Raw genomic sequence first — 20,753 nt, 5'->3', positions numbered from 1 at the left:
CACTAGTCTTCAAAAACCACCGTTGTTTCTTCGGGCCTGTCGGCAGGATCCACAAAGTCAATGATAAAATTATTCCGTCCTTCCCCTACCATGATGCTGAGATACTTGGCCTGCACGAGTTCCAGCATGCCAAGGAACAGAAAGATGGCGTGAACGCGGTCTTTACAATGGTCGAATATCTTTTCGAAAGCGATTGTTTTTTCTGCACGGGCAAGGTCCAGCATATATTCGCGGCTGCCTTCCATCGTGTAATCATATTTGTACACAACGTGCTGTGGCTTATTGGAACGTTCTTTTACGCGCTGCATAACCTTCTCGAAGGTTTTAGTCAGCTTAAAGAGCGTGAGCGTCTGCACTTCAGAGCCTTCACTTGTCAGTTCCCCGATCTCAGCCAGCTCTTTCTGAATGTTGCCCCGCTTCATGGCCAGCATTCTGTCGGCTTCCATTTCAGCCATCTCTATGGCGGCTATTTTATAGCGTTTGTATTCCAGAATTTTATCCACGAGCTCCTGACGGGGATCGATCTCGTTACCAGCCTCATCCAGCTCCTTACGCGGCAAAAGCATTTTAGCCTTGATGCGCATAAGTGTGGAAATGAAAAGTATAAACTCACTGGCCAGTTCGATATTGAGATGCTCCATCTGGTGGATGTAATGGAGAAAATCATTCGTCAGGGTAGTGATGGGAATATTGTAGATATCCAGCTCGTCGCGCTCGATAAAGAACAGCAGGAGATCGAAAGGGCCTTCGAACTGCGGGAGACTGATTTTGTAAATGTCCTGTTCACTCATAATAAAACAATAAAACCTGCCGGCAGGCGCCGACAGGTTTATCAAAAATAACAAAATTCCGGGAGATCAGAACTTGGCTGTGAGCCCTACGCCCAATACCTGCTTAATCTGCAGCCGTGGGCCCATAATGCCTGTTTCCTTGTTCTCGAATACGCGCACATCATCATCATAGATCATGTCCCACGAAATATTGGCGCTAATTAACTTATTGACTTTCAGTGATATAATGTTCGTCCAGAACATGTCTATGTTCTGTGGCCTTTCCTTGTAGTTGGAAAACAGCTCCAGTTTGGTCTTGTAAGTGATGTTTTTGGCGATTTCCTTGTTCCAGTTAACGGTTACGTAGGCGCCAAACTCGCTTTTTACGTGTTTACCTGTATCAACGCCATAAGCCCCTCTGCTGGAAAGGTATTCATCGCGAACTACTATCCATCTGCCGGTAAAAGGCGACATAAATAAGGAAAACTCCTTATTGGGCATCCAGTCTAAACCGGGGGAAAGAACAATATACGCCGGTGCGAAGAAGGTAGAAGTGAATTCGCGGGTAGAGTCTGTCGGGTAAATATAACCATCCGTAAACTGGGTCCGGAGGTTGAAAAGGCCACTCAGGTACCAGTTCCGGCCAATATCATACCCATATTTTGAAGTGAGGTCGATACGGTCGTCGCTTTTACGGGTGCCAAGGCTGGTAGTGTTTACATATCCATAAGCCAGATCGAGGTTGTTATCCCAGGAATGACGGCCTTTCTTATAGTTCGCAAATACGTTCAGTGTGCCAAGGAGGGAAAGCGAAAGTTTATCGCCCCCGGCTGCCCAGTTAGAGAGTGATCCCTGATTGAAATTGACTCCGAAAGAGCCCCCCTTACGCCAGAGCCGGCCGGTGGTATCCTTTTCAGTGTTCTTGATCCCTTTCGCGGATTCTTCCCGCAGTTTTTTAAATGTTTGGTCCTGCGCCCGGGTTGTGCCAGCAAAAGCAAAAAGCGCCAGGAGGAGGATACAGGAAAGATGCTTCATGTTACAGTCGGTTGAATACAATTATTGCAAACGGTTGACCAGAAGTAATCCGGCCAACCGTTCATATCAGATCGATAAGTTATTGTTTTTTGAGCTCGTCGCGGATCTCCACCAGGAGTTGCTCCGAGGTAGTAAGTGCAGGTGCAGCAGGGGCTGGTTCTTCTTTCTTGAATCGGTTGATTGTGCGAACCACGAGGAAAATGGCAAATGCGACTATAATAAATTCTACTGTAGCCTGGATGAACAATCCATACTTAATTTCCGCATCTCCCACTTTAGCCATGAGGCTTTTGAAATCTACTTTGCCAATAAGGATACCAACAACCGGCATGATTATCGATTCCACCAGGGAATTCACGATCTTACCGAAAGCAGCGCCGATAACAACACCCACAGCCAGATCGATCACATTCCCCTTCATGGCAAAGGCTTTAAACTCACCGAAAAAAGACATACGCAAAGGTTTTGAAGGTTAGAAAAGGATTGAAATACAGTGCAATTTTACAGAATTATGGTTTGACATCCTGATTATTTTTGTTTTTCGGTAACCGGGGGAACTTCATTTTCAGCGATTTCAGTGTATCCCTCACCGTTTTTGCAATCAGGTATTCTTTGTACCAGTTATGATCTGCGGGTACAATGATCCATGGAATTTTGCTGCAATGCCTGAATACATCATCATATGCCTTCTGGTACTTTTTATGAAGTTTCGCTTCAGCAAAATCCTTCTCATTATACTTCCACATTTTACGCGGGTCCTGCGTACGTTCCTCCAGCCGGCTCCATTGCGCCTCGGGCGATACATGGAGGTAGAATTTGAGAATATGCGTGCTGTTGTGGTCGCGCAATAGTTTCTCGAAATCGTTAATAGCGGAGAAACGCTTTGTGATCACATCTTCATCCACCCATTTATGCACCCGCTGCACCAGCACATCTTCGTAATGAGACCGGTTAAATACCTGGATCATCCCTTTGGCCGGGGCATGCTGGTGAATACGCCACAGGAAATCATGATCGGCCTCCTGGGCAGTAGGGGCTTTGAATGGCTGCACAAGCACCCCCATAGGGTTCATGGTTCCGAATACATCACGGATCACACCATCTTTCCCGCTGGCATCCATCCCCTGCAGTACAACGAGTAAACTATGCTTGTGCTCGGCATACAGCAGGTTCTGTAATTCGTCGAGTTCTTTGAGGATGAGGATCATCTCTTCCTTCGTTTGCTCCTTATCTAACTTTTTAGGAGCGGTAGTCGGGATGTCGGCAAGACGGATCGATGGCATATGTTGAATTTTTCTTAATATACTTTAACATTGGCAAAAATCGGAATCGGTACCTTTGCCTCACTATGAACCAACGTCTAATGAACTGGGGGATTTTCCTGCTCCTGTCTCTCACATGGGGCAGTTCGTTTATCCTCATGAAACTGGGACTTACTTCTTTTTCCCCCTACCAGGTGGCGAGCATCCGGCTGATCTCCGCAGGACTGGCGCTGCTGCCCTTCTTTTTAAAGTTTATCCGGCAAACCCCCACCTCCAAAATACCTGTAATAATTCTGTCCGGTTTATTAGGTAACGGAATTCCGGCTTATTTGTTCTGTATAGCCGAAACCCGGATAGACAGTTCGCTGGCTGGTATGCTCAATTCCTTCACTCCGGTGTTCGCGCTTATATTCAGTCTGGCGCTGTTTAGCGCCCCCGTTCTGAAGCGGCAGGTAATGGGACTGATGATCGGTTTTGCCGGGGTAATTTTGTTATTCCTGGTAAAAGGGGTGGGTGCGAATGCTTATTGGTATTACGGCTTCCTGGTGATCCTGGCTACTGCCTGTTACGGGCTTAATATTGCATTGGTGCATCATTACCTGAAGGAGTTTCAGAGCCTTCAGCTGGTATCAATCTCCCTATTCTTTATGGGGCTCTTTGCCCTGCCGGTGCTGCTGCTGAGCAATTTCGGCACTACATTCCGGGAGACGGAGCAGCCCTGGATGAGCCTCGCAGCCAGTTGCACCCTTGGCCTTATAGGAACAGGTATTGCTTCTCTCCTCTTTTACCAGCTGATCCGCTCTGCCGGAGCTATTTTCGCCAGCATGGTTACCTATGGTTTGCCGGTGGTGGCTATTGGCTGGGGGCTGTTAGCAGGAGAATCTGTAAACATCTGGCAGGTGGTATGCCTGGGCGTGATTATGAGCGGGGTATACCTCGTTAACCGGAAATAAAAAAGAGACAGGCAATCACCTGTCTCTTCTCAATATAATGGGCATGGATTAAATAGCCATGATCTCTTTGTCTTTCTGCGCACAATGCTTATCTACCAGCACAATGTGTTTGTCTGTCAGATCCTGTACACCAGCTTCAGCATCTTTAGCGGTGTCTTCACTTAACCCGTCTTTCTGCAATTTTTTGATGGCTTCAATAGCATCGCGGCGGATGTTGCGGATGGCTACTTTAGCGTGTTCACCTTCTCCGTTAACTTTCTTCACCAGTTCTTTACGGCGCTCTTCGGTAAGCGGGGGGAGGAAGAGGCGGATGATCAGACCATCGTTCTGAGGATTGAGGCCGATATTGGAAGCGATGATGGCTCTTTCAATAGCCTGCAGCATATTCTTTTCCCAAGGCTGGATGGTGAGGGTACGTGCGTCCGCAACGGCTACGTTGGCAACCTGGTTGAGGGCGGTAGGTGCGCCATAATAATCTACAGTGATGCCATCAAGGATCACAGGATTGGCTTTACCGGCGCGTATTTTGGTGAGCTCTGCTTCCAGGTGGGAAATTGCTTTCTGCATGGAATCTTTCGCGTCGTCCAGAATTAAATTAAGTTCGTCTTGCATAAGAATATTTACTTAAAGTGCTTGCAAACCTACATGAAATCTTTTAATCGTCAAAGGACCGACGATCGTAAGCATGGAGCCAAAGCAAAACAGAACTATTTGTCCTGCATAACAGTTTCGGTATTGACGCGAAGGATTTTGGGCTTGGAAATAGCAGCCTGAACTTCGGAAGCAGCTTGTTCTGCAGCAAATGCGAGCGCAGCGGCAGCTTGTTCTGCAGCGATTTCTTTACGGCGCTTAAGGACGAAGAGCACAGATGTGCCCCCCAGCGCCAGGCCCCCTACCAGAAACAGCAGCGCGGTAGTGCCGATGCCCTGGAGGTTATATGCGAGTAGAATAAATGCAATGTTGGAAACCACTGCCACACCGGTTGCCTGACGGTGGCTAAGCCCCAATGCAAGCATGTAGTGGTGGATGTGGTGACGGTCGGCCGTAAAAGGACTGCGCCCACGGGCCATACGGATGGTGAATACACGCAGTGTATCGAACAGGGGTATGATCAGCACGGCAAATGCGATGGCGGGTACTGCCTGTAAGGGCATGGCGCCGGCAGGGTTGCCTGCAACGTCAATAAACTTGACTATCAGGGTAGCATTAACAAGGCCAACCAGCAGTGAGCCGGTATCACCCATGAAAATGCGAGCGGGAGTAATATTATAGATAAGGAAGCCTGCAAGGCCAGCCGCGAGTGAGAAGCCCATTACGGCATACAGGAGTTCGTTGGCAAACAGGAAATAAGCGCCCAGTACTGCAGCTACTACCAGCCCGATGCTGCCAGCCAGCCCGTCGATCCCGTCAATCAGGTTAAAGGCGTTGATAACAACGATAAAGGTGAAGTAAGTGAGGAGGAGGCTGAAATGATAAGGAAGTTCTTCTATTCCAAGGAAGCCGTACATGTTGGAAATCTGGAGATTACCAAGGTAAATAATGGCAAAGGCGGCCACCAGCTGTCCTACCAGTTTCTTGACAGGAGACAGCCCTACAAGGTCGTCTTTCATTCCTACGAAAAAGATCACGAAGAAGGAGGCCAGCAGATACTGCAGGGGGAAACTATCTTTGGATGGTACACATACGGCGGAAGCCAATATGAAACCTGCAAAGAAGCCCAGGCCACCTAGCGTGGGAATTCGTACTTTATGCGATTTGCGCTCGTCCGGTTCGTCATAAAGGTGCTTCAGTTCAGCCACCCGGATCAACACCGGGATAGCAAAGTAGGTTATAACGAAACTCAGGATAGTTGCGATAATTACATTCTCCATACGGGGGGTTGTCGTGCAAAGATATTGAATTCAGCGATATGTGTATCAAGAAATTTCACGGCCCGACTTTCGCCCAATTTCAAAAAATCATATAATCACTGAAAAAGCGGGGAATTTCTTATTACTTTTGCGGAGTTAAAAATGCCAATTATCATGCCAGAACTGAAAGATATAGCCTCCCAGATCAGGCGGGACATCGTTAGAATGGTACATGCCGTACAAAGCGGCCATCCGGGTGGATCGCTCGGTTGTACGGACTATTTTACGGCCCTGTATTTCAAGGTTATGGAGCACCAGCCCGTGCCCTTTGAAATGGACGGTAAAAACCAGGACCTGTTTTTCCTCTCCAACGGACACATTTCCCCCGTCTTCTACAGCGCCCTCGCCCGTTCCGGATATTTCCCGGTGCCTGAGCTGGCTACTTTCCGTAAACTGGACAGCCGCCTGCAGGGTCACCCTACCACCCATGAACACCTTCCCGGCGTTCGTGTAGCCTCCGGCTCCCTCGGTCAGGGCCTCAGCGTTGCCTGCGGCGCCGCCCTCACTAAGAAACTCAATAACGACAGCAAAATCGTTTACTCCCTCCATGGCGACGGCGAGCTCCAGGAAGGCCAGAATTGGGAAGCTATCATGTTTGCCGCCCACCACAAAATCGATAACCTCATCGCTACCGTGGATTACAACGGCCAGCAGATCGACGGTCCTACCGATAAAGTGATGAGCCTCGGCGACCTCGATGCCAAATTCTTCTCCTTCGGCTGGAAAGTACTCACCATGAACGGAAATGACATGGATGATGTGGTTGCCACCCTCGAAAAGGCTAAAAGCCTCACCGGTAAAGGCCAGCCCATTGTTATCCTCATGAAAACCATCATGGGTGCAGGAGTTGATTTTATGATGGGTTCCCACGAGTGGCATGGTATTGCTCCCAACAACGAGCAGCTCGCTAAAGCACTGGCGCAATTGCCCGAAACACTCGGTGATTACTAATAACAAGCAATTTCCGCATAAAAGAAAAGCGTACCAACCGGTACGCTTTTTTTATGAAAATGTATCACAAGTAACTGAATTTCAGCAGTCAATATAAACATCCTCCTGCCAAAACGGATGTGATACTGTTGCTTTACTCCCCTATCATTACAATTAATCCCCTAAGGCTTTACAAGCTTATTCAAGTTAATATCATGCTAAGTACGAGTTAACGACAAGGAGTATTCAAAAGGTTTTCAAGGACTAAATAAGCACTATACAAGCACTCAGGATGCACTCAGCATGCAGTATTCATGCACTTAACAAGCACTTAGCAAGCACTCAGCATGCACTTAGCAAGCACTCAGCATGCATTCGGTTTAGATCAAAATACAATTTGGGAAAGTAAAAATTGGCACATAACCGCCCTGAATGCGATTAAATGACAAGCTATGTTGCTTTGAGGGAGATTGTTTGCCTTGCAGCACGGTGTGCCGGGTACCAGCTCGCCAGCGTTCCGATTACCAGAATCGTTATAGCCACCAATACGAAATCATTCAAATGCATCTCTACCGGGAATGCATCTATGAGAAAGGTACCCCCGCCCAGCTTGATGAGGCCGAAGTGCTGTTGCACAAGACAAATTATAATAGCCAGGGTAAATCCTATAATACTTCCGGCTCCGGCAATGAGAAGGCCTTCGGCGAGGAATATCCTCCTGATGGTGGCCGACCGGGCACCCATGGCTTTGAGAATGGTGATATCTTTCTGTTTTTCTATTACCAGCATCGACAGCGAGCCGATCATATTAAATGCTGCGATCACTAAGATAAAGCTAAGGAACACGTACGTCACCCACTTCTCTACCTGCATCACGTTGTAAATTGTGGCATGCTGCTGTACCCGTGTTTGAACTTTTACTCCTTCACCCAATAACTCTTCCAGGGCATTTTGTACGCTGCCTTCCCGGGCGCCTTTTTGCAAAGCTATCTCCACGGCCGTCATTTCGCCGGGCTGCATATCGAGGAGGTTTTGCAGGAATTTAATATCCACCAGTATGTATTTACTGTCGAATTCCTGCTGGATGGCGAATGAACCGGAAGGGAACACGGTGCCGGAAGCTACAGACTGATCGGGCATTACTGCACTGAAAGCAGCTTCATCACGGCGGGGCATATAAATACTTAAAGGCACACGGCTTTGCTCCACATTCACGCCAAGGCCCATTTCCACACCAAGCCCCATTACTGCAAGCGGGCCGCTGGAATCGCGCAAAGAATATGCACCGGTCACCATTTTATCCTGCACTTTGGCAACCTGTGTGAAGTTATTGTCAACACCTTTAATAACGGCGATGGTCTGTTTCTTGTTTTCCCCGTTGATCACTACGGCTTTTTCTTCTACTGTTGCAGATATATGGGCAACACCCGGCACAGTAGCGATCTGCTTCAGCTGCTCAGGGGTAAGCATGAAAGTTTTGCCGGTGGCGGGAACCACACGCAGATCGGGGTAGAAGGAAGAGTAGAGTGATTTAACCAGCCCAGTAAATCCGTTGAATACACTGAGCACGGTAATAAGGGCTGCGGTACCCACAGCAATAGCGCTCATACTCACCCATGCGATGATATTAATCGCGGTGGTGGATTTACGGGCGCGGAAATAGCGTGTAGCGAACTGCCAGATCATGCGGGAGGGAACGCGGATTAGGGTTGCTGAGGTTTATCGTCATTGATCTTTTTGAACAGCTCTTCCATCTTGAACACATGATCGAGCGTATCATCGAGGAAGAAAGTAAGTTCCGGCACACGGCGCAATTGCTTGCCTACCCGGTTTCCCAGATCACGGCGGATCTCACTCATGCGCTCATTCATACGCCCCAGCATTTCAACAGGATTCTTAATCTGGAACATGCTCAGGTAAACACGTGCTTCCAGCAAATCGGGCGTCATCTTCACCGAAGAAATGGAAATCATTCCTCCTTCTGTCACGTTAAAGCCCATGCGGGTGAAAATATCGCTGAGCTCTTGCTGCACGAGCTGTCCTACCTGCTTTTGTCTTTTTGTTTCTTGCATATATACACCGTTTAAGCTGAACAATCCATGCATCCAAAGCCTGATGTGATGTAAAATTAGCCTTTTTTTAGCGGTTCTCACGCAGGCCCTCTCCCATTATGGTATCATTTTTGGGGACAAGTGCCTGCCACAGGGCACTGTAATTGTTCACAAAAACCATTATTGACGCCTATGATTTCAGTCGTTATACCCGTGCTCAATGAGGGCGCAACCATCCGGCAGGTTATCCGAACCATCCGAAAAACTTCCCGAACCATAGAAATTATTGTAGTTGATGACAACTCCACCGATAATACGGTAGACGAAGCCCTCAAGGAACGGGTGCGTGTTATTACCAGCAGCCAGCGCGGAAAAGGAATTTCCATGCGCGAAGGAATGATGGCAGCCAAACATGATATCATCATGTATGTGGACGGTGATATCCTCACCTACCCTGATAACATGGTGGAGCTGCTGACAGATGCTATCGTAAATGATGAAGCCGATTTCACCAAGTCATACTTTGAGCGCCAGGCGGGCCGTGTAACACAGCTGGTTGCCAAACCGCTGCTGAGTATCCTGTTCCCGGAACTGGCGCACTTTAACCAACCGCTGAGTGGTATGATAGCCGCCCGCAAGCATATGCTGCAACAGGTGCATTTTGAAAATGATTACGGGGTAGACATAGGGTTGCTGATTGACATGCACCTGATGGGTGCCCGTATCAGCGAAGTCAACATCGGCCGGCTTGAGAACGCGATGCAAACATGGGAACAGCTCAGTAAAATGAGCCGTGAAGTTAGCCGTACCATTCTTCGTAAAGCAGAAAGCATTCCGCAGCAGAATCTCGAAACACTGGGTAATATCAACATCATCCGCGAGCAAATGGAGTATTCCATTCTCGAATCGATCGACAAGCTGCAGAAGATGGTAATCTTTAACCTCGACGAAACCATTTTCCGGGAAAACTACCTGTTTACTGCTGCAGCCGCGTTTGATCAGGAAGACTCCCTCGTGCAGGTACTGCAACATTATACCGATCCGCTTTCCATACTCACGCGCAGTGCCGCCCTCTTCCAGGGGCGCAACCTTGCAGAGTTGCTGGAGGTGGCCGATGCTATTCCCGTAACGCCGGATATCCGGCATGTAATCCGCGAACTCAAGCGGCGCGGATATATATGCGGGTTTATTACTGATGGGTTCGAATGTGTTGCCAATCACATGAAAAACAAGCTGGGAGCGGATTTCGCATTTGCCAACCGAATGCACCTTGTTCACAGTGTAGCTACCGGAGAAATCACTGTACCCGATTATTTCCTCAATGGTAAAAACGGTAACACACAATATTGCAAGAGCAATATCCTCCGGTACATTTCGGATAAATACCACATCCAGTCGCAGAATATCATTTATGTAGGCAATGGTGAAACCGATGCTGAACTGTTGCAGGATGCGGGCATTGGTGTGGCGTATCATCCACAATATGTAGAAGCAGCTACGGTGGCTGATAAAGTAATAGAAGATAATTGTATGGCGCCGTTACTGGACATTGCACAGGCTAGTCCTGAGCGTGTTAATAAACGCTGGCCAACGAAGAGCCAGGCAGTAAACATCGGATTGGGAAGCCTGGCAGCCATTGCCACAGCAGGCCTTTTATACCTTGCTGCAAGGCAGGTGAAGAAAGCATTCAGCGGCTCACCCGACTGTGATGAAAAAGCATTGAAGCCCGCATAACAAATATTTGAACCCATATTTTTAAACGCTTCTCCGTCCAAACGGGGAAGCGTTTTTTAGTTTCTCCGAAATTCGGAGAAATCCTCTTCCCGCACTGATATATTCTCACCCTTTTTTTCACTGTCGGGTTACATTACTCGTTAGTTTCGCTGTGTTGATTTTGATGAATGCTAACTACATCATCATCACATGGGATTAACCGAGGAGGCCGTGCTCTCACGGTCTCAAATTTCCTTCAACGCAATTAATTACACTACTGTTTACTCATCGCTTAACGGAATCCTGCGATATGCCGGGATTACAATAGCAAAATGAAGAAGGGGTTGCTCTTCCGGGCGGCCCTGTCTTTTATCGTAACCGGAATTGGTCACGAACGTTAGCCCGGACCATCACACAGCTCAACAGGCTGATCTTTGACCGCATCGTGTTTGAAACATTGGAACTAATTGAACGAAAGCTAATGAACAACAAATCTGTTAACAAACACCTTAAAAAATGAAACATCAAGATCCTGTTATTTTTTATCAAACTGAAGACAAGAATATTTGTCTTGAAGTAACTGTTGAAGATGAAACCGTATGGCTCACTCAACTACAAATGGCGGAATTGTTTGACACAACAATTCCAAATATCAACATTCATTTAAACAAAATCTATGCTTCCAAAGAATTAGACAAGCCGTCAACTATTAAGGAAAACTTAATAGTTCAAAAAGAAGGCGCCAGATCTATCAAACGTAAAACAATACGCTACTCCCTGGATGTGATTATTTCAGTGGGATACCGGGTAAAATCCTTGCGGGGTACTCAATTCAGGATTTGGGCAAACAAAGTACTCAAAGCGTATATGTTAAGTGGCTATGTCCTGAATGAACAAAAGCTCCGCAGGCAGCCCGAGAATCTGACAACTTTAACGAACACCATCCATTTAATGGGAAAACTGCTGGAGACAAACCAGTTATCCAATGATGAAACTACCGATTTAATCCGTGTAATCAAATCATATGCGTATGCATTGGAAATACTGGACCGGTACGATCACCGGACGCTGACGCTGGAGAACGTACGGCCGGGGCCATCCTTTATTCCAACTTATGAAGAGGCTATGCAGGCAATAGCAGCATTGAAGGATAGCGTTGGCGGCGCTGCGCTCTTCGGTAATGAGAAAGATGCATCTTTCCGCAGTTCTATCGCTGCTATCCATCAAACGTTTGACGGGCGCGATCTATATGCGAGTATAGAAGAGAAAGCAGCGCATTTATTGTATTTCATCGTAAAGAATCATTCTTTCACAGATGGCAATAAGCGTATTGCTGCTTTTATGTTTGTCTGGTATATGGACAAGAACCATATCCTGTACAATAAGGATGGCTCCAGGCGGATAGCGGATAATGCTTTGGTGGCGCTTACATTAATGATTGCAGAAAGCAATCCGGATGATAAAGATGTGATGGTAAGTGTAGTGGCCAACCTGATCAATGCAAACAATTGATTGTATGGCTCACGCTGATGCATAACGGCAGTCAAATAAAAAAGGCTGTCCAGACGGACAGCCTTTCTATTATTTTTTGCTTTTCGGTTATTTGCTTTTGGCGAGTTTCGCTTCGATGCTGAGGGTAGCATGCGGAACTGCTTTGAGACGGGCTTTTTCGATGAGCTTACCGGTTTCGCGGCAGATGCCGTAGCTTTTGTTTTCGATACGAACGAGTGCTTTCTCGAGGTGATCGATAAACTGAATCTGGCGGCTTGCCATCTGGTTGAGCTGCTCACGTTCCTGGGAACCGGAGCCGTCTTCCATACTCATGTATTTGTTTTCGGTATCATCAGTACCGGCTTCGTCTTTGCGCGTGATAAGACCCTGGAGGAAAACCAGTTCTTTCTTGGCTGCTTCCAGTTTCTTCAGGATAATTTCCTTGAATTCCAGCAGCTCAGGATCGCTATAGCGATAAGTAGGGCCTGCGGGTGCATCGGGCTGATCGAGTACGGATTTCGTGAATTCCGGTACATAAGCCACGGCTTTAGCGGACGAACGGGAGCTTCCGGCTGAGCGGGAAGTCGTTTTTCCAGAAGGTCTCTCAGCAACCCGTTTCGCAGGCTCTTCTGCTTTGGCCTTCTTTACCGGCTCCTTTTCTGATTTTTCCTGTTTGCTCTTTGCCATTATATCTACTTTTTCTACGGGTTTAGCAATAATCGGCCCATTTTCGGCAACCACCGTTTTAGTTGCAGGTGCCTTTTTGGATTTGGGTGCAGGTACCGGCACCGCTTTAACGGTAACGGCCTTCACCAGTTTCTTTACCGGGGCTTTCGCCACTACGGCCTTTTTCGCTGCGGGAGCAGCTTTAACAGCCGCTTTCTTCACGACAGGAGCCGCTTTCTTGGCAACAACCGCCGGTTTCTTTGCCGGCGCAACTTTCTTGGAAGGGGATGCTTTCACTGCCGCTTTCTTAGCTGCAGCTTTCTTCGGAGCAGGTTTCACAACTTTAGCCGCGGGTTTCTTCGCCGCTGCCTTTTTAGGCGCAGCAGCCGGCTTCTTTTTCACAGGGGCAGCTTTGGCCGCCGCCTTCTTAGGCGCTGCCACTTTCTTTGCTACCGCTTTCTTCGCAGGAGCCGCCTTCTTGATAGTCTTACCAGCAACCTTCTTCTTTGTTGCCATGGGATTAGCGTTTTTTGTTAACTAATACGTTGAATTTAAATTCGTTAACTTCTACTTCCGTTCCTTCCTGTAATTGCGGCACTATTTCCAAACTATCTGCCAAAATTTCCGTGCAAATATAGTCATTAAAGTTCATTAACGCCGATTTCAGGGCCGGAACGTCCGGCACTTTAACATTGATCCTGTCGGTTAATTCAAATCCACTGTCCTTCCGTATCTTCTGAATGCGGTTCACCAGCTCTCGCGCATTGCCCTCGTCTAATAATTCAGGTGAAATGGTGATATCCAGGGCCACGGTTAACATTCCCTTATTGGCTACTGTCCACCCCGGTATATCTTCAGAAATGATGTCTACATCGCTCAGCACAATCGGAATACGCTCATTTTCAACTATTAAGCCAAATTCGCCCTCTTTCTCCAATATTGCAATATCGTGCTGCTCCATTCCGCTTATCGCGGCTGCTACAGCCTTCATTTTTGCACCCATACGGGTACCGAGAGATTTGAAGTTTGGCTTAATCTTTTTCTTGATGAACCCTTCCGTTTCCGTAAGATACTCAATAGTTTTTACATTCACTTCACTTTTTATCAGGTGCTCAACAAGCGTGATTTGTGCCTTCATATGCTCGTCCGTAACCGGAATGAGGATCTTTTGCAACGGCTGTCTCACCTTATTGTTGGTTTTTTTCCGCAGGCTCAGTACAAGCGAGGAAATATCCTGCGCCAGCTGCATCCTTTCCTCCAGCTCCGTATCAACCGCAGCTTCGTTCACTGCCGGGAAATTGGACAAATGCACAGAACCCTCGGAACGTAAACCGCTGACACTGTTCAGATTGCGGTACAACCAGTCGGAGAAGAACGGTGATACAGGCGCCATCAGCTGAGATACCTTCTCAAGGCACTCATACAATGTCTGGAACGCGCTGATCTTATCGTGCTCGTACTCCCCTTTCCAGAACCGGCGGCGGCAAAGCCTTACGTACCAGTTGCTAAGGTGTTCATCCACAAACTCCTGCACTGCACGGCCCGCCTGGGTAGGCTCAAACTCGTCCATATTGCCTGTCACCTGTTTCACCAGGGTATTCAGTACGGATATGATCCAACGGTCGATTTCAGGGCGCTCCTCCAGCGGAATGTACTTCTCCTCAAAACGGAACCCGTCCAGGTTGGCGTACATCGCGAAGAAATTGTAGGTATTATATAAGGTACCGAACAACTTACGCTGTACTTCCTTTATACCTTCCACGTTGAACTTCATATTGTCCCACGGGGAAGCGTTCGTAATCATATACCAGCGGGTAGCATCAGCACCGAATTGGTCGATGGTCTGGAACGGATCCACCACATTGCCCAAACGCTTGCTCATCTTGTTGCCGTCTTTATCCAGCACCAATCCGTTGGATACCACTGTTTTATATGCCACATTATCGAACAGCATTACACCCAGTGCGTGCAGGGTATAAAACCATCCACGGGTCTGATCCACGCCTTCAGCAATGAAATCTGCCGGGAAGGCCTGCCCTTTATCGATATTATCTTTATTCTCAAAGGGATAATGCCATTGTGCATAAGGCATGGCGCCGGAATCAAACCATACGTCTACCAGATCAGGTTCACGGCGCATGGGCTTGCCGGAGGGGCTCACGAGAATGATCTCATCCACATATGGTTTATGCAGGTCGAGAATGCCGTCGTGCAGGTAAGCCTTGTTCACATCGCCACCCAATACTTCATTCGCTTTCCGGATACCGTCGTTCAGTTCGGCTATGGAACCGATGCAGATCTCTTCGGTCCCGTCTTCCGTACGCCAGATAGGCAGGGGCGTACCCCAATAACGGCTGCGGCTGAGGTTCCAGTCCACCATATTCTCCAGCCACTGGCCAAAACGGCCGCTGCCGGTAGCGGCAGGTTTCCATTGGATAGTTTTATTCAGTTCCACCATCCGGTCTTTCACCGCGGTGGTACGGATGAACCAGGCATCGAGGGGGTAATAGAGCACCGGTTTGTCTGTCCGCCAGCAGTGGGGATAGGTGTGTTCATATTTTTCCACGCGGAAAGCGCGGTTTTCTTTCTTCAGTTTTACGGCGATGTCTACATCAACGTCTTTATAATCAGTTTCGTTCTTGTAGTTCTTCACATAGCGGCCGGAGAATTCTCCTACGTTATCGGTGAATTTACCCTGGCGGTCTACCAGTGTGAGGATGCCGATGCCGTATTTTTTACCTACACGGTTATCGTCTGCGCCGAAAGCAGGTGCGGTATGCACGATACCGGTACCATCTTCGGTAGTTACGAAATCGCCCAGCAGCACGCGGAAGGGATCGCCTTCTTCGGGTTGAGCAAATGGCAGCAGTTGTTCGTAACGGATATTTTCGAGCTGGCGGCCTTTGAAGCCGGCAACTACTTTCCAGGGGATGATTTTATCTTCAGGGGTCCAGGCAGCGAAGTCACCATTTTCGCCTTCGGCCTTGAAGTATTTGCCGGCAAGATCTTTTGCTACCACTACGTTCACGGGGAGGTGGGTGTAGGGGTTGAAGGTTTTGATCAGCTGGTAATCTATGTTTTCGCCTACGGTAAGACCGAGGTTGGACGGCAGCGTCCAGGGGGTGGTGGTCCAGGCGAGGAAAAACACTTCTTCTCCTGCGCCTGCGGCGTCGAAGAGGAATTGTGATTTATCGGAAGCAATGGCTTTGAACATAGCCACTACTGTAGTGTCTTTCACATCTTTATAAGTGCCGGGCTGGTTAAGCTCATGAGAGCTGAGGCCGGTGCCTGCGGCGGGGGAATAAGGCTGGATGGAGACGCTTTTATAGAGCAGGCCTTTTTTATAGAGCTGCTGCATGCACCACCAGAGGCTTTCGATGTAATCGTTCTCGAAAGTGATGTATGGATGCTGGAGATCAACCCAATAACCCATTTTACGGGTCAGTTCTTCCCAGACATCTTTATATTTTAATACTTCTTTTCTGCAGGTTTCGTTGTATTCGGCGATGGAGATTTTTTTGCCGATATCTTCTTTAGTGATGCCGAGTGCTTTTTCCACGCCCAGTTCAACGGGTAGGCCATGGGTATCCCAGCCGCTTTTGCGTTTTACCTGGTAGCCTTTCATGGTTTTATAGCGGCAAACAAGATCTTTAAGGGACCGGGAGATCACGTGGTGGATACCGGGGAGGCCGTTGGCGCTTGGAGGACCTTCATAAAACACGAAGGGAATGGCGCCGTCGCGGTTAGACACGCTTTTTTCGAAGATCTGGTGCTGTTCCCATTCCTTCCTGATTTCCTGTTCTATTTGCGGTAAATTCAGCTGGTTATATTCCTGATATTTGCTGGCCATATTCGATACCCACCTGGTTGTTAATGAATGGATTTTAAAATTCTGCGAAGTTACGAAAATAGCCGGAGCTTTCCCCGCGGGCCTGTCAGCCATAAAAAATAATGGAATTTTAAAAAAAATGACAGGCAAATTGGGTAATTTACAATAAACTGTACTTACTTTGCGTTTTTGGCAAGGTTTTGGTATCGAAAGGGAAGACCGTATAACAGAGAAAAACCATATCTTTTATGAAAAGAGTAACGTTACTTCTTTGCGCAGCTATCTTCACTTCCGGCATAGCGTTTTCGCAACAGAAATCCACCAAAAAATCCAAAACTACAGCTAAGAAAGTAGAGGCCCCGGCGCCTGTTAAAGAAGCATTTTTGCAGAATGCCCAATATGCGGGTACTGCAGATGCAGCCTGGGCTAAAACTGCCAGCGGCAACTGGATCGCGTCTTTTAATAAAGACAGTGTTAAGACCGCCGTTGAGTACAATGCCGAAGGCAGCTGGATTGCTACCCGCAGTGAATATGCGAATGGCACCGTGCCCGAAACTGTTTTGGGAACTTTGAAGAACAAATATCCGTCTGCCGTTGTTAAAGAAGGGTGGAAAATTGAAAGAGCAGACGTAGCATCGTACTACAAAGTCAACATCGAAGAAAATGGCACTGCCAAAACGGTACTGCTTAATGATGCTGGCACTATTGTTGATTAGTAGTACTTACAACACATAATTAAGTATTTCATAGGTATAGGGATAAATAGGACAGACCCTGCTCTTTTGGGCGGGGTTTTTCTTTGCCCATAACTCCCGTTTCTTCCCTACTATATTCTTTTTCAAACACTTTTGCACTTTATATATCTGCATCGGCCTCTTCTCACACGCATGTTAACAAACCCATACTGCTCAACACTCCTGTCATTTCAACAATTATTAATCCCATTATAAAAGAACCACTGCCAAAACGTAACTGCAACAGCTGTAGATGAAATTTCACGGCTGTGAAATATTTACCGCTATTGCTTCCACAATTTCGTTTGATGCAGCTGGATATTTCGGGAAGTTTAAAGCGTGGGAATAAAAAAAGCCGCTACAGAAAAGTAACGGCTTTATGCAAATTACGGTGGAAAAACTTACGGATCGCAGCGCCCTCTCTTTGTCGTGAGTGGTGTTTGATAAGGCGCCGCTTTAATGGCTTTACTAACCGCAAGCCCTTCCGATTTAGGTCAAATCTGATAAGGAAGCTTATGAGGAAACCAGATTGATATCCAGTATCGTTTTACAAAGATGCAACGATCCTGAAAAATGCAATAGTCAAATCGGGAAAAGAAATGATCGTACCGGGAAAAACGCCTTAGCGAAGTAATAACTCACAGGGTTTCAGGCCTGTATGCTTTTTAAAGGCGGTAGAGAAATGTGAAATACAGGAGTACCCCATCATCATGGCTACTTCAGAAACCGACATACCCTTCTCATAAAGGAGCCCGCGCGCCTTTTCCATCCTTTCCTTCTGGAAATAATCATAGATGGTAGTGCCGTACATGGCTTTAAATCCTTTCTTCAGGTAACATTCGTTCATCGCCACTTTGCGCGCCAGTTCACGGATCGTGATAGGCGCATCCAGCTGTTCCAGGAGGATGGAACGGGCTTTATCAATTTTCGCACGGTCTTCCATCTGCGTCAGGAAGCGGCAGCCGTAGCGCTCTTCCGTATCGTTCTGGATAAACTGGTCCGAACTGAAAAGGAGCAATTCAAGCGATTTGCTCTGTAAAAAGATGTTTTTCAACACCCCTTCATAATTATGATGCACCATCTGCTCCAGTACCGCTTTGGATTTGGTACAGGGCTGAATGGTTTTCATGAATGGCTTGCGCGATTGCAGCTCGAATAATGTGCTGCTGGTATTGCTTTTCTGTAAAGACTGGATAAACCCGGGATGAAAACGCACAGTGATCAGATCGATCGAAGGCATTTTATCACTGGAGCAATCGGCCGCTTTGAGTCCTTCAACACATACACGGTCGCTGCAATTAGGTTTCTTACAGTATTTATTCCCTGCCACGCAATAACGCAGCTCTATAGCAGCGCTTTTGCCCCGCTTGGCGGGCTGGTACACTACCATCGCCACATCTTCCACAGGAAGCGGACGATCATACACATACCGTTGCAGGGTGAAATCCAGGCAATCCGGAACCGCTATTGATTCGGTTACCGCCAGCTCCAGCTGGTCGCTCATAGCGGGCTGCGCCATCGCGAGTTGTAATATTTCCTGTATTTCTTTCATAAAAAGCTCGACAAAAGTAAGGAATGATTGTTATTATCTTATCAGTCTGACAAAGACGTTACAATTGACAGACCTTTCAGGGGAATTGGTATAAATTTAGCACCAGTAGCTTACACATGAAGAAATCCTGGAAAATCATCCTCATCTCCGCCGGCACCCTAACTGCCATCCTCCTTATAACAGGGTGGTACCTCAGCTCCCACTGGAAAAGCCTCCTCGACAAGGAGCTCCGCAGATATGTGGCGGAAGGGTCAGACAGCCTCTATACGCTCGCCTACGGCAAAATTAGCCTCAACCTGCTAACAGGAAGTGTGGCTATCCAGCATGTTGCCCTCATTCCCGACTCGGCGGTTTACGAAAAGCTCGTGAAAGAACACCGGGCGCCGGAAGTACTGTATAACGCCAAGCTGGGCCGCGTACAGGTGACAGGCTTTAAAATATGGCGCTACTTCCTTCATAAAGAAGTGGATGCCACCTCCTTCCGCCTCCGCGATCCGGAACTGGTCATTATCCACGACATGCGCAGCCAGGATACCACTCCGCGGCGCAGTTTCTATGAATCCGTATCACGCTCCATCAGGCAATTCCGCATCGGGGAAATAGAACTGGCCAATACCAGCCTCGCGTTTACACAGATCCGGAAAGACAGCAGCCGTAAAATCACGAAACTGGGCAACCTCGACGTGGTTCTACGCAATCTCGCCATAGATTCCATCACCCAGAACGATCTTTCCCGGGTGCTTTACGCCCAGGACTTCACCGTCAGCCTCAAAAAATGGGAATACCGGACACCTGACAGTCTATACTGGCTCCGCCTGTCAGACATCTCCTTTAATGCCGTAGCCAAAAAGCTGGCAGTGGGCAGCGTACGGTTAGATCCCCGGTATAATAAAGCGCAGTTCGACAAGCAGATCGGCACCCAAAAGGACCGTTTTCAGCTGGCATTCAATAATTTAACGGCAGAAGGCATCCACCTCGGGCACATACTGCAGCAGCAGGCCATCATCCGCAAGGCGAATATAGACGGGGGAGAGCTGAATGTATACCGCAACCGCGGGCTTCCCATGCCACCAGGTAATAAGTACGGCCAGTTCCCTAACCAGCTGCTCATGAAACTGGAGATGCCCCTGCGCATAGATACCCTTACGGCCCAGGGTGTTAATGTTACGTATGCCGAAGTAAACCCTAAGAACGGTCAAACCGGCGAAATTGCTTTCCACCAGGCCGGGGGCACTTTCCGGCATATATCCAATATCGACTCCATGGTGGCAAAGCACCCTCATGCCACCGTAGACCTCCACGCCATTCTCATGCGCACAGGTAAGCTCCGTGCCCATTTCGACTTTACACTGAACAGTGCCCAGGGCGCCTTTGGCGTAAGCGGAAAACTGAATGATATGGACGGCAAGGAAATGAACCCTGCCACCCGGGCCATGGGGGATGTGGCCATCCGCTCTGCCAGGATACAGGAAATGGAGTTCAATATCAGGGGAAATGAACGTTCCGCGGCGGGCACACTCACCTTAAAGTATGATGACCTGAAGATTGAAATGCTGAAAGATATAGAGGCGAAGGGGAAAAAGCGGAAGAAAGGGCTGGTAAGCCTCATTGCCAACCTGATGGTACTCCATAATGAAAACCCTTCCCGCGGACAGCCCTTAAGGGTGGCCAAGCCCCAGTTTACCCGCGACCCTCAGAAGTCGTTCTTCAACCTGGTCTGGAAAACCATCTTTACGGGCATAAAACAAACGGTTCTTACCGACGTTGCCTCGGGTGCCCTCGGCTAAGCTTTCCACAGGCTATACACACCCCTCAAATTAGGCTTGTTTTTCATGGAAATTAGCCTGATTTTCCGTA

General features: G+C 47.9%; 17 protein-coding genes. 6 read left to right on the top strand and 11 right to left on the bottom strand.

The features are described 5' to 3' along the window. Positions 1–2 precede the first annotated feature (2 nt). The 4 genes from DEV76_RS06910 to DEV76_RS06895 all read right to left on the bottom strand — a co-directional run bounded on the left by DEV76_RS06910 (position 3) and on the right by DEV76_RS06895 (position 3,088). Complete coding sequence (locus DEV76_RS06910) at positions 3–791, bottom strand: segregation and condensation protein A (protein ID WP_109696452.1); 789 nt, start codon at positions 789–791, stop codon at positions 3–5. A 66-nt stretch (positions 792–857) separates the two neighbouring features. Next, complete coding sequence (locus DEV76_RS06905) at positions 858–1,805, bottom strand: DUF3078 domain-containing protein (protein ID WP_109696450.1); 948 nt, start codon at positions 1,803–1,805, stop codon at positions 858–860. Positions 1,806–1,884: 79 nt separating this feature from the next. Then, positions 1,885–2,259 (bottom strand): large-conductance mechanosensitive channel protein MscL, encoded by a 375-nt coding sequence (gene mscL, locus DEV76_RS06900; RefSeq protein WP_109696449.1) that lies wholly within the window; start codon positions 2,257–2,259, stop codon positions 1,885–1,887. A gap of 55 nt (positions 2,260–2,314) precedes the next feature. Beyond that, a complete protein-coding gene (locus DEV76_RS06895; RefSeq protein WP_109696448.1) occupies positions 2,315–3,088 on the bottom strand; it encodes a PPK2 family polyphosphate kinase in 774 nt (257 codons plus the stop codon). Positions 3,089–3,153: 65 nt separating this feature from the next. On the opposite strand from DEV76_RS06895, the gene DEV76_RS06890 reads away from it, so the two are divergent. Next, positions 3,154–4,020 carry a DMT family transporter gene (locus tag DEV76_RS06890; protein ID WP_198651964.1) on the top strand — a complete coding sequence of 289 codons (867 nt, stop codon included), beginning with the start codon at positions 3,154–3,156 and terminating at the stop codon, positions 4,018–4,020. 48 nt (positions 4,021–4,068) lie between these two features. On the opposite strand, the gene frr is transcribed toward DEV76_RS06890, so the two are convergent. Beyond that, positions 4,069–4,632: a ribosome recycling factor gene (gene frr / locus DEV76_RS06885; protein WP_109696446.1), complete on the bottom strand. Its 564-nt coding sequence runs from the start codon at positions 4,630–4,632 to the stop codon at positions 4,069–4,071. A 95-nt stretch (positions 4,633–4,727) separates the two neighbouring features. Further along, entirely contained in the window at positions 4,728–5,891 is a 1,164-nt protein-coding gene (locus tag DEV76_RS06880) for a glycosyltransferase family 4 protein (RefSeq protein ID WP_109696443.1), read from the bottom strand. A 153-nt stretch (positions 5,892–6,044) separates the two neighbouring features. Between DEV76_RS06880 and DEV76_RS06875 the strand changes: the two genes are divergently transcribed. After that, positions 6,045–6,881 (top strand): transketolase, encoded by an 837-nt coding sequence (locus DEV76_RS06875; protein WP_109696440.1) that lies wholly within the window; start codon positions 6,045–6,047, stop codon positions 6,879–6,881. A gap of 429 nt (positions 6,882–7,310) precedes the next feature. Here the strand turns inward: DEV76_RS06875 and DEV76_RS06870 are convergent, their stop codons facing one another. Together DEV76_RS06870 and rbfA are read right to left on the bottom strand one after the other, a co-directional pair. After that, positions 7,311–8,546 (bottom strand): FtsX-like permease family protein, encoded by a 1,236-nt coding sequence (locus tag DEV76_RS06870; RefSeq protein WP_109696438.1) that lies wholly within the window; start codon positions 8,544–8,546, stop codon positions 7,311–7,313. A 17-nt stretch (positions 8,547–8,563) separates the two neighbouring features. Beyond that, positions 8,564–8,932, bottom strand: a complete 369-nt coding sequence (gene rbfA, locus DEV76_RS06865) for a 30S ribosome-binding factor RbfA (RefSeq protein WP_109696720.1) — start codon at positions 8,930–8,932, stop codon at positions 8,564–8,566. Positions 8,933–9,103: 171 nt separating this feature from the next. On the opposite strand from rbfA, the gene DEV76_RS06860 reads away from it, so the two are divergent. Further along, the gene (locus tag DEV76_RS06860) at positions 9,104–10,645 is read left to right on the top strand and encodes a glycosyltransferase (RefSeq protein WP_109696436.1); all 1,542 of its coding nucleotides are present in this window, start codon (positions 9,104–9,106) and stop codon (positions 10,643–10,645) included. A 495-nt stretch (positions 10,646–11,140) separates the two neighbouring features. Continuing rightward, entirely contained in the window at positions 11,141–12,136 is a 996-nt protein-coding gene (gene rhuM, locus DEV76_RS06855; protein ID WP_109696434.1) for a RhuM family protein, read from the top strand. A gap of 87 nt (positions 12,137–12,223) precedes the next feature. On the opposite strand, the gene DEV76_RS06850 is transcribed toward rhuM, so the two are convergent. Further along, a complete protein-coding gene (locus tag DEV76_RS06850) occupies positions 12,224–13,297 on the bottom strand; it encodes a TraR/DksA family transcriptional regulator (protein WP_109696432.1) in 1,074 nt (357 codons plus the stop codon). Between the two features lie 4 nt (positions 13,298–13,301). After that, a complete protein-coding gene (ileS, locus tag DEV76_RS06845) occupies positions 13,302–16,724 on the bottom strand; it encodes an isoleucine--tRNA ligase (RefSeq protein ID WP_232826895.1) in 3,423 nt (1,140 codons plus the stop codon). 134 nt (positions 16,725–16,858) lie between these two features. On the opposite strand from ileS, the gene DEV76_RS06840 reads away from it, so the two are divergent. Beyond that, a complete protein-coding gene (locus tag DEV76_RS06840; RefSeq protein WP_109696430.1) occupies positions 16,859–17,326 on the top strand; it encodes a PepSY-like domain-containing protein in 468 nt (155 codons plus the stop codon). A 640-nt stretch (positions 17,327–17,966) separates the two neighbouring features. Here the strand turns inward: DEV76_RS06840 and DEV76_RS06835 are convergent. Beyond that, complete coding sequence (locus DEV76_RS06835; protein WP_109696427.1) at positions 17,967–18,896, bottom strand: helix-turn-helix domain-containing protein; 930 nt, start codon at positions 18,894–18,896, stop codon at positions 17,967–17,969. A 116-nt stretch (positions 18,897–19,012) separates the two neighbouring features. Between DEV76_RS06835 and DEV76_RS06830 the strand changes: the two genes are divergently transcribed. Beyond that, a complete protein-coding gene (locus DEV76_RS06830; RefSeq protein ID WP_109696425.1) occupies positions 19,013–20,683 on the top strand; it encodes an AsmA family protein in 1,671 nt (556 codons plus the stop codon). The last annotated feature ends 70 nt before the right edge of the window (positions 20,684–20,753 follow it).

It is taken from the genome of Chitinophaga deserti (assembly GCF_003149455.1).
Taxonomy (GTDB): Bacteria; Bacteroidota; Bacteroidia; order Chitinophagales; family Chitinophagaceae; genus Chitinophaga; species Chitinophaga deserti.
This window is presented reverse-complemented; position numbering and strand designations above follow the sequence as displayed.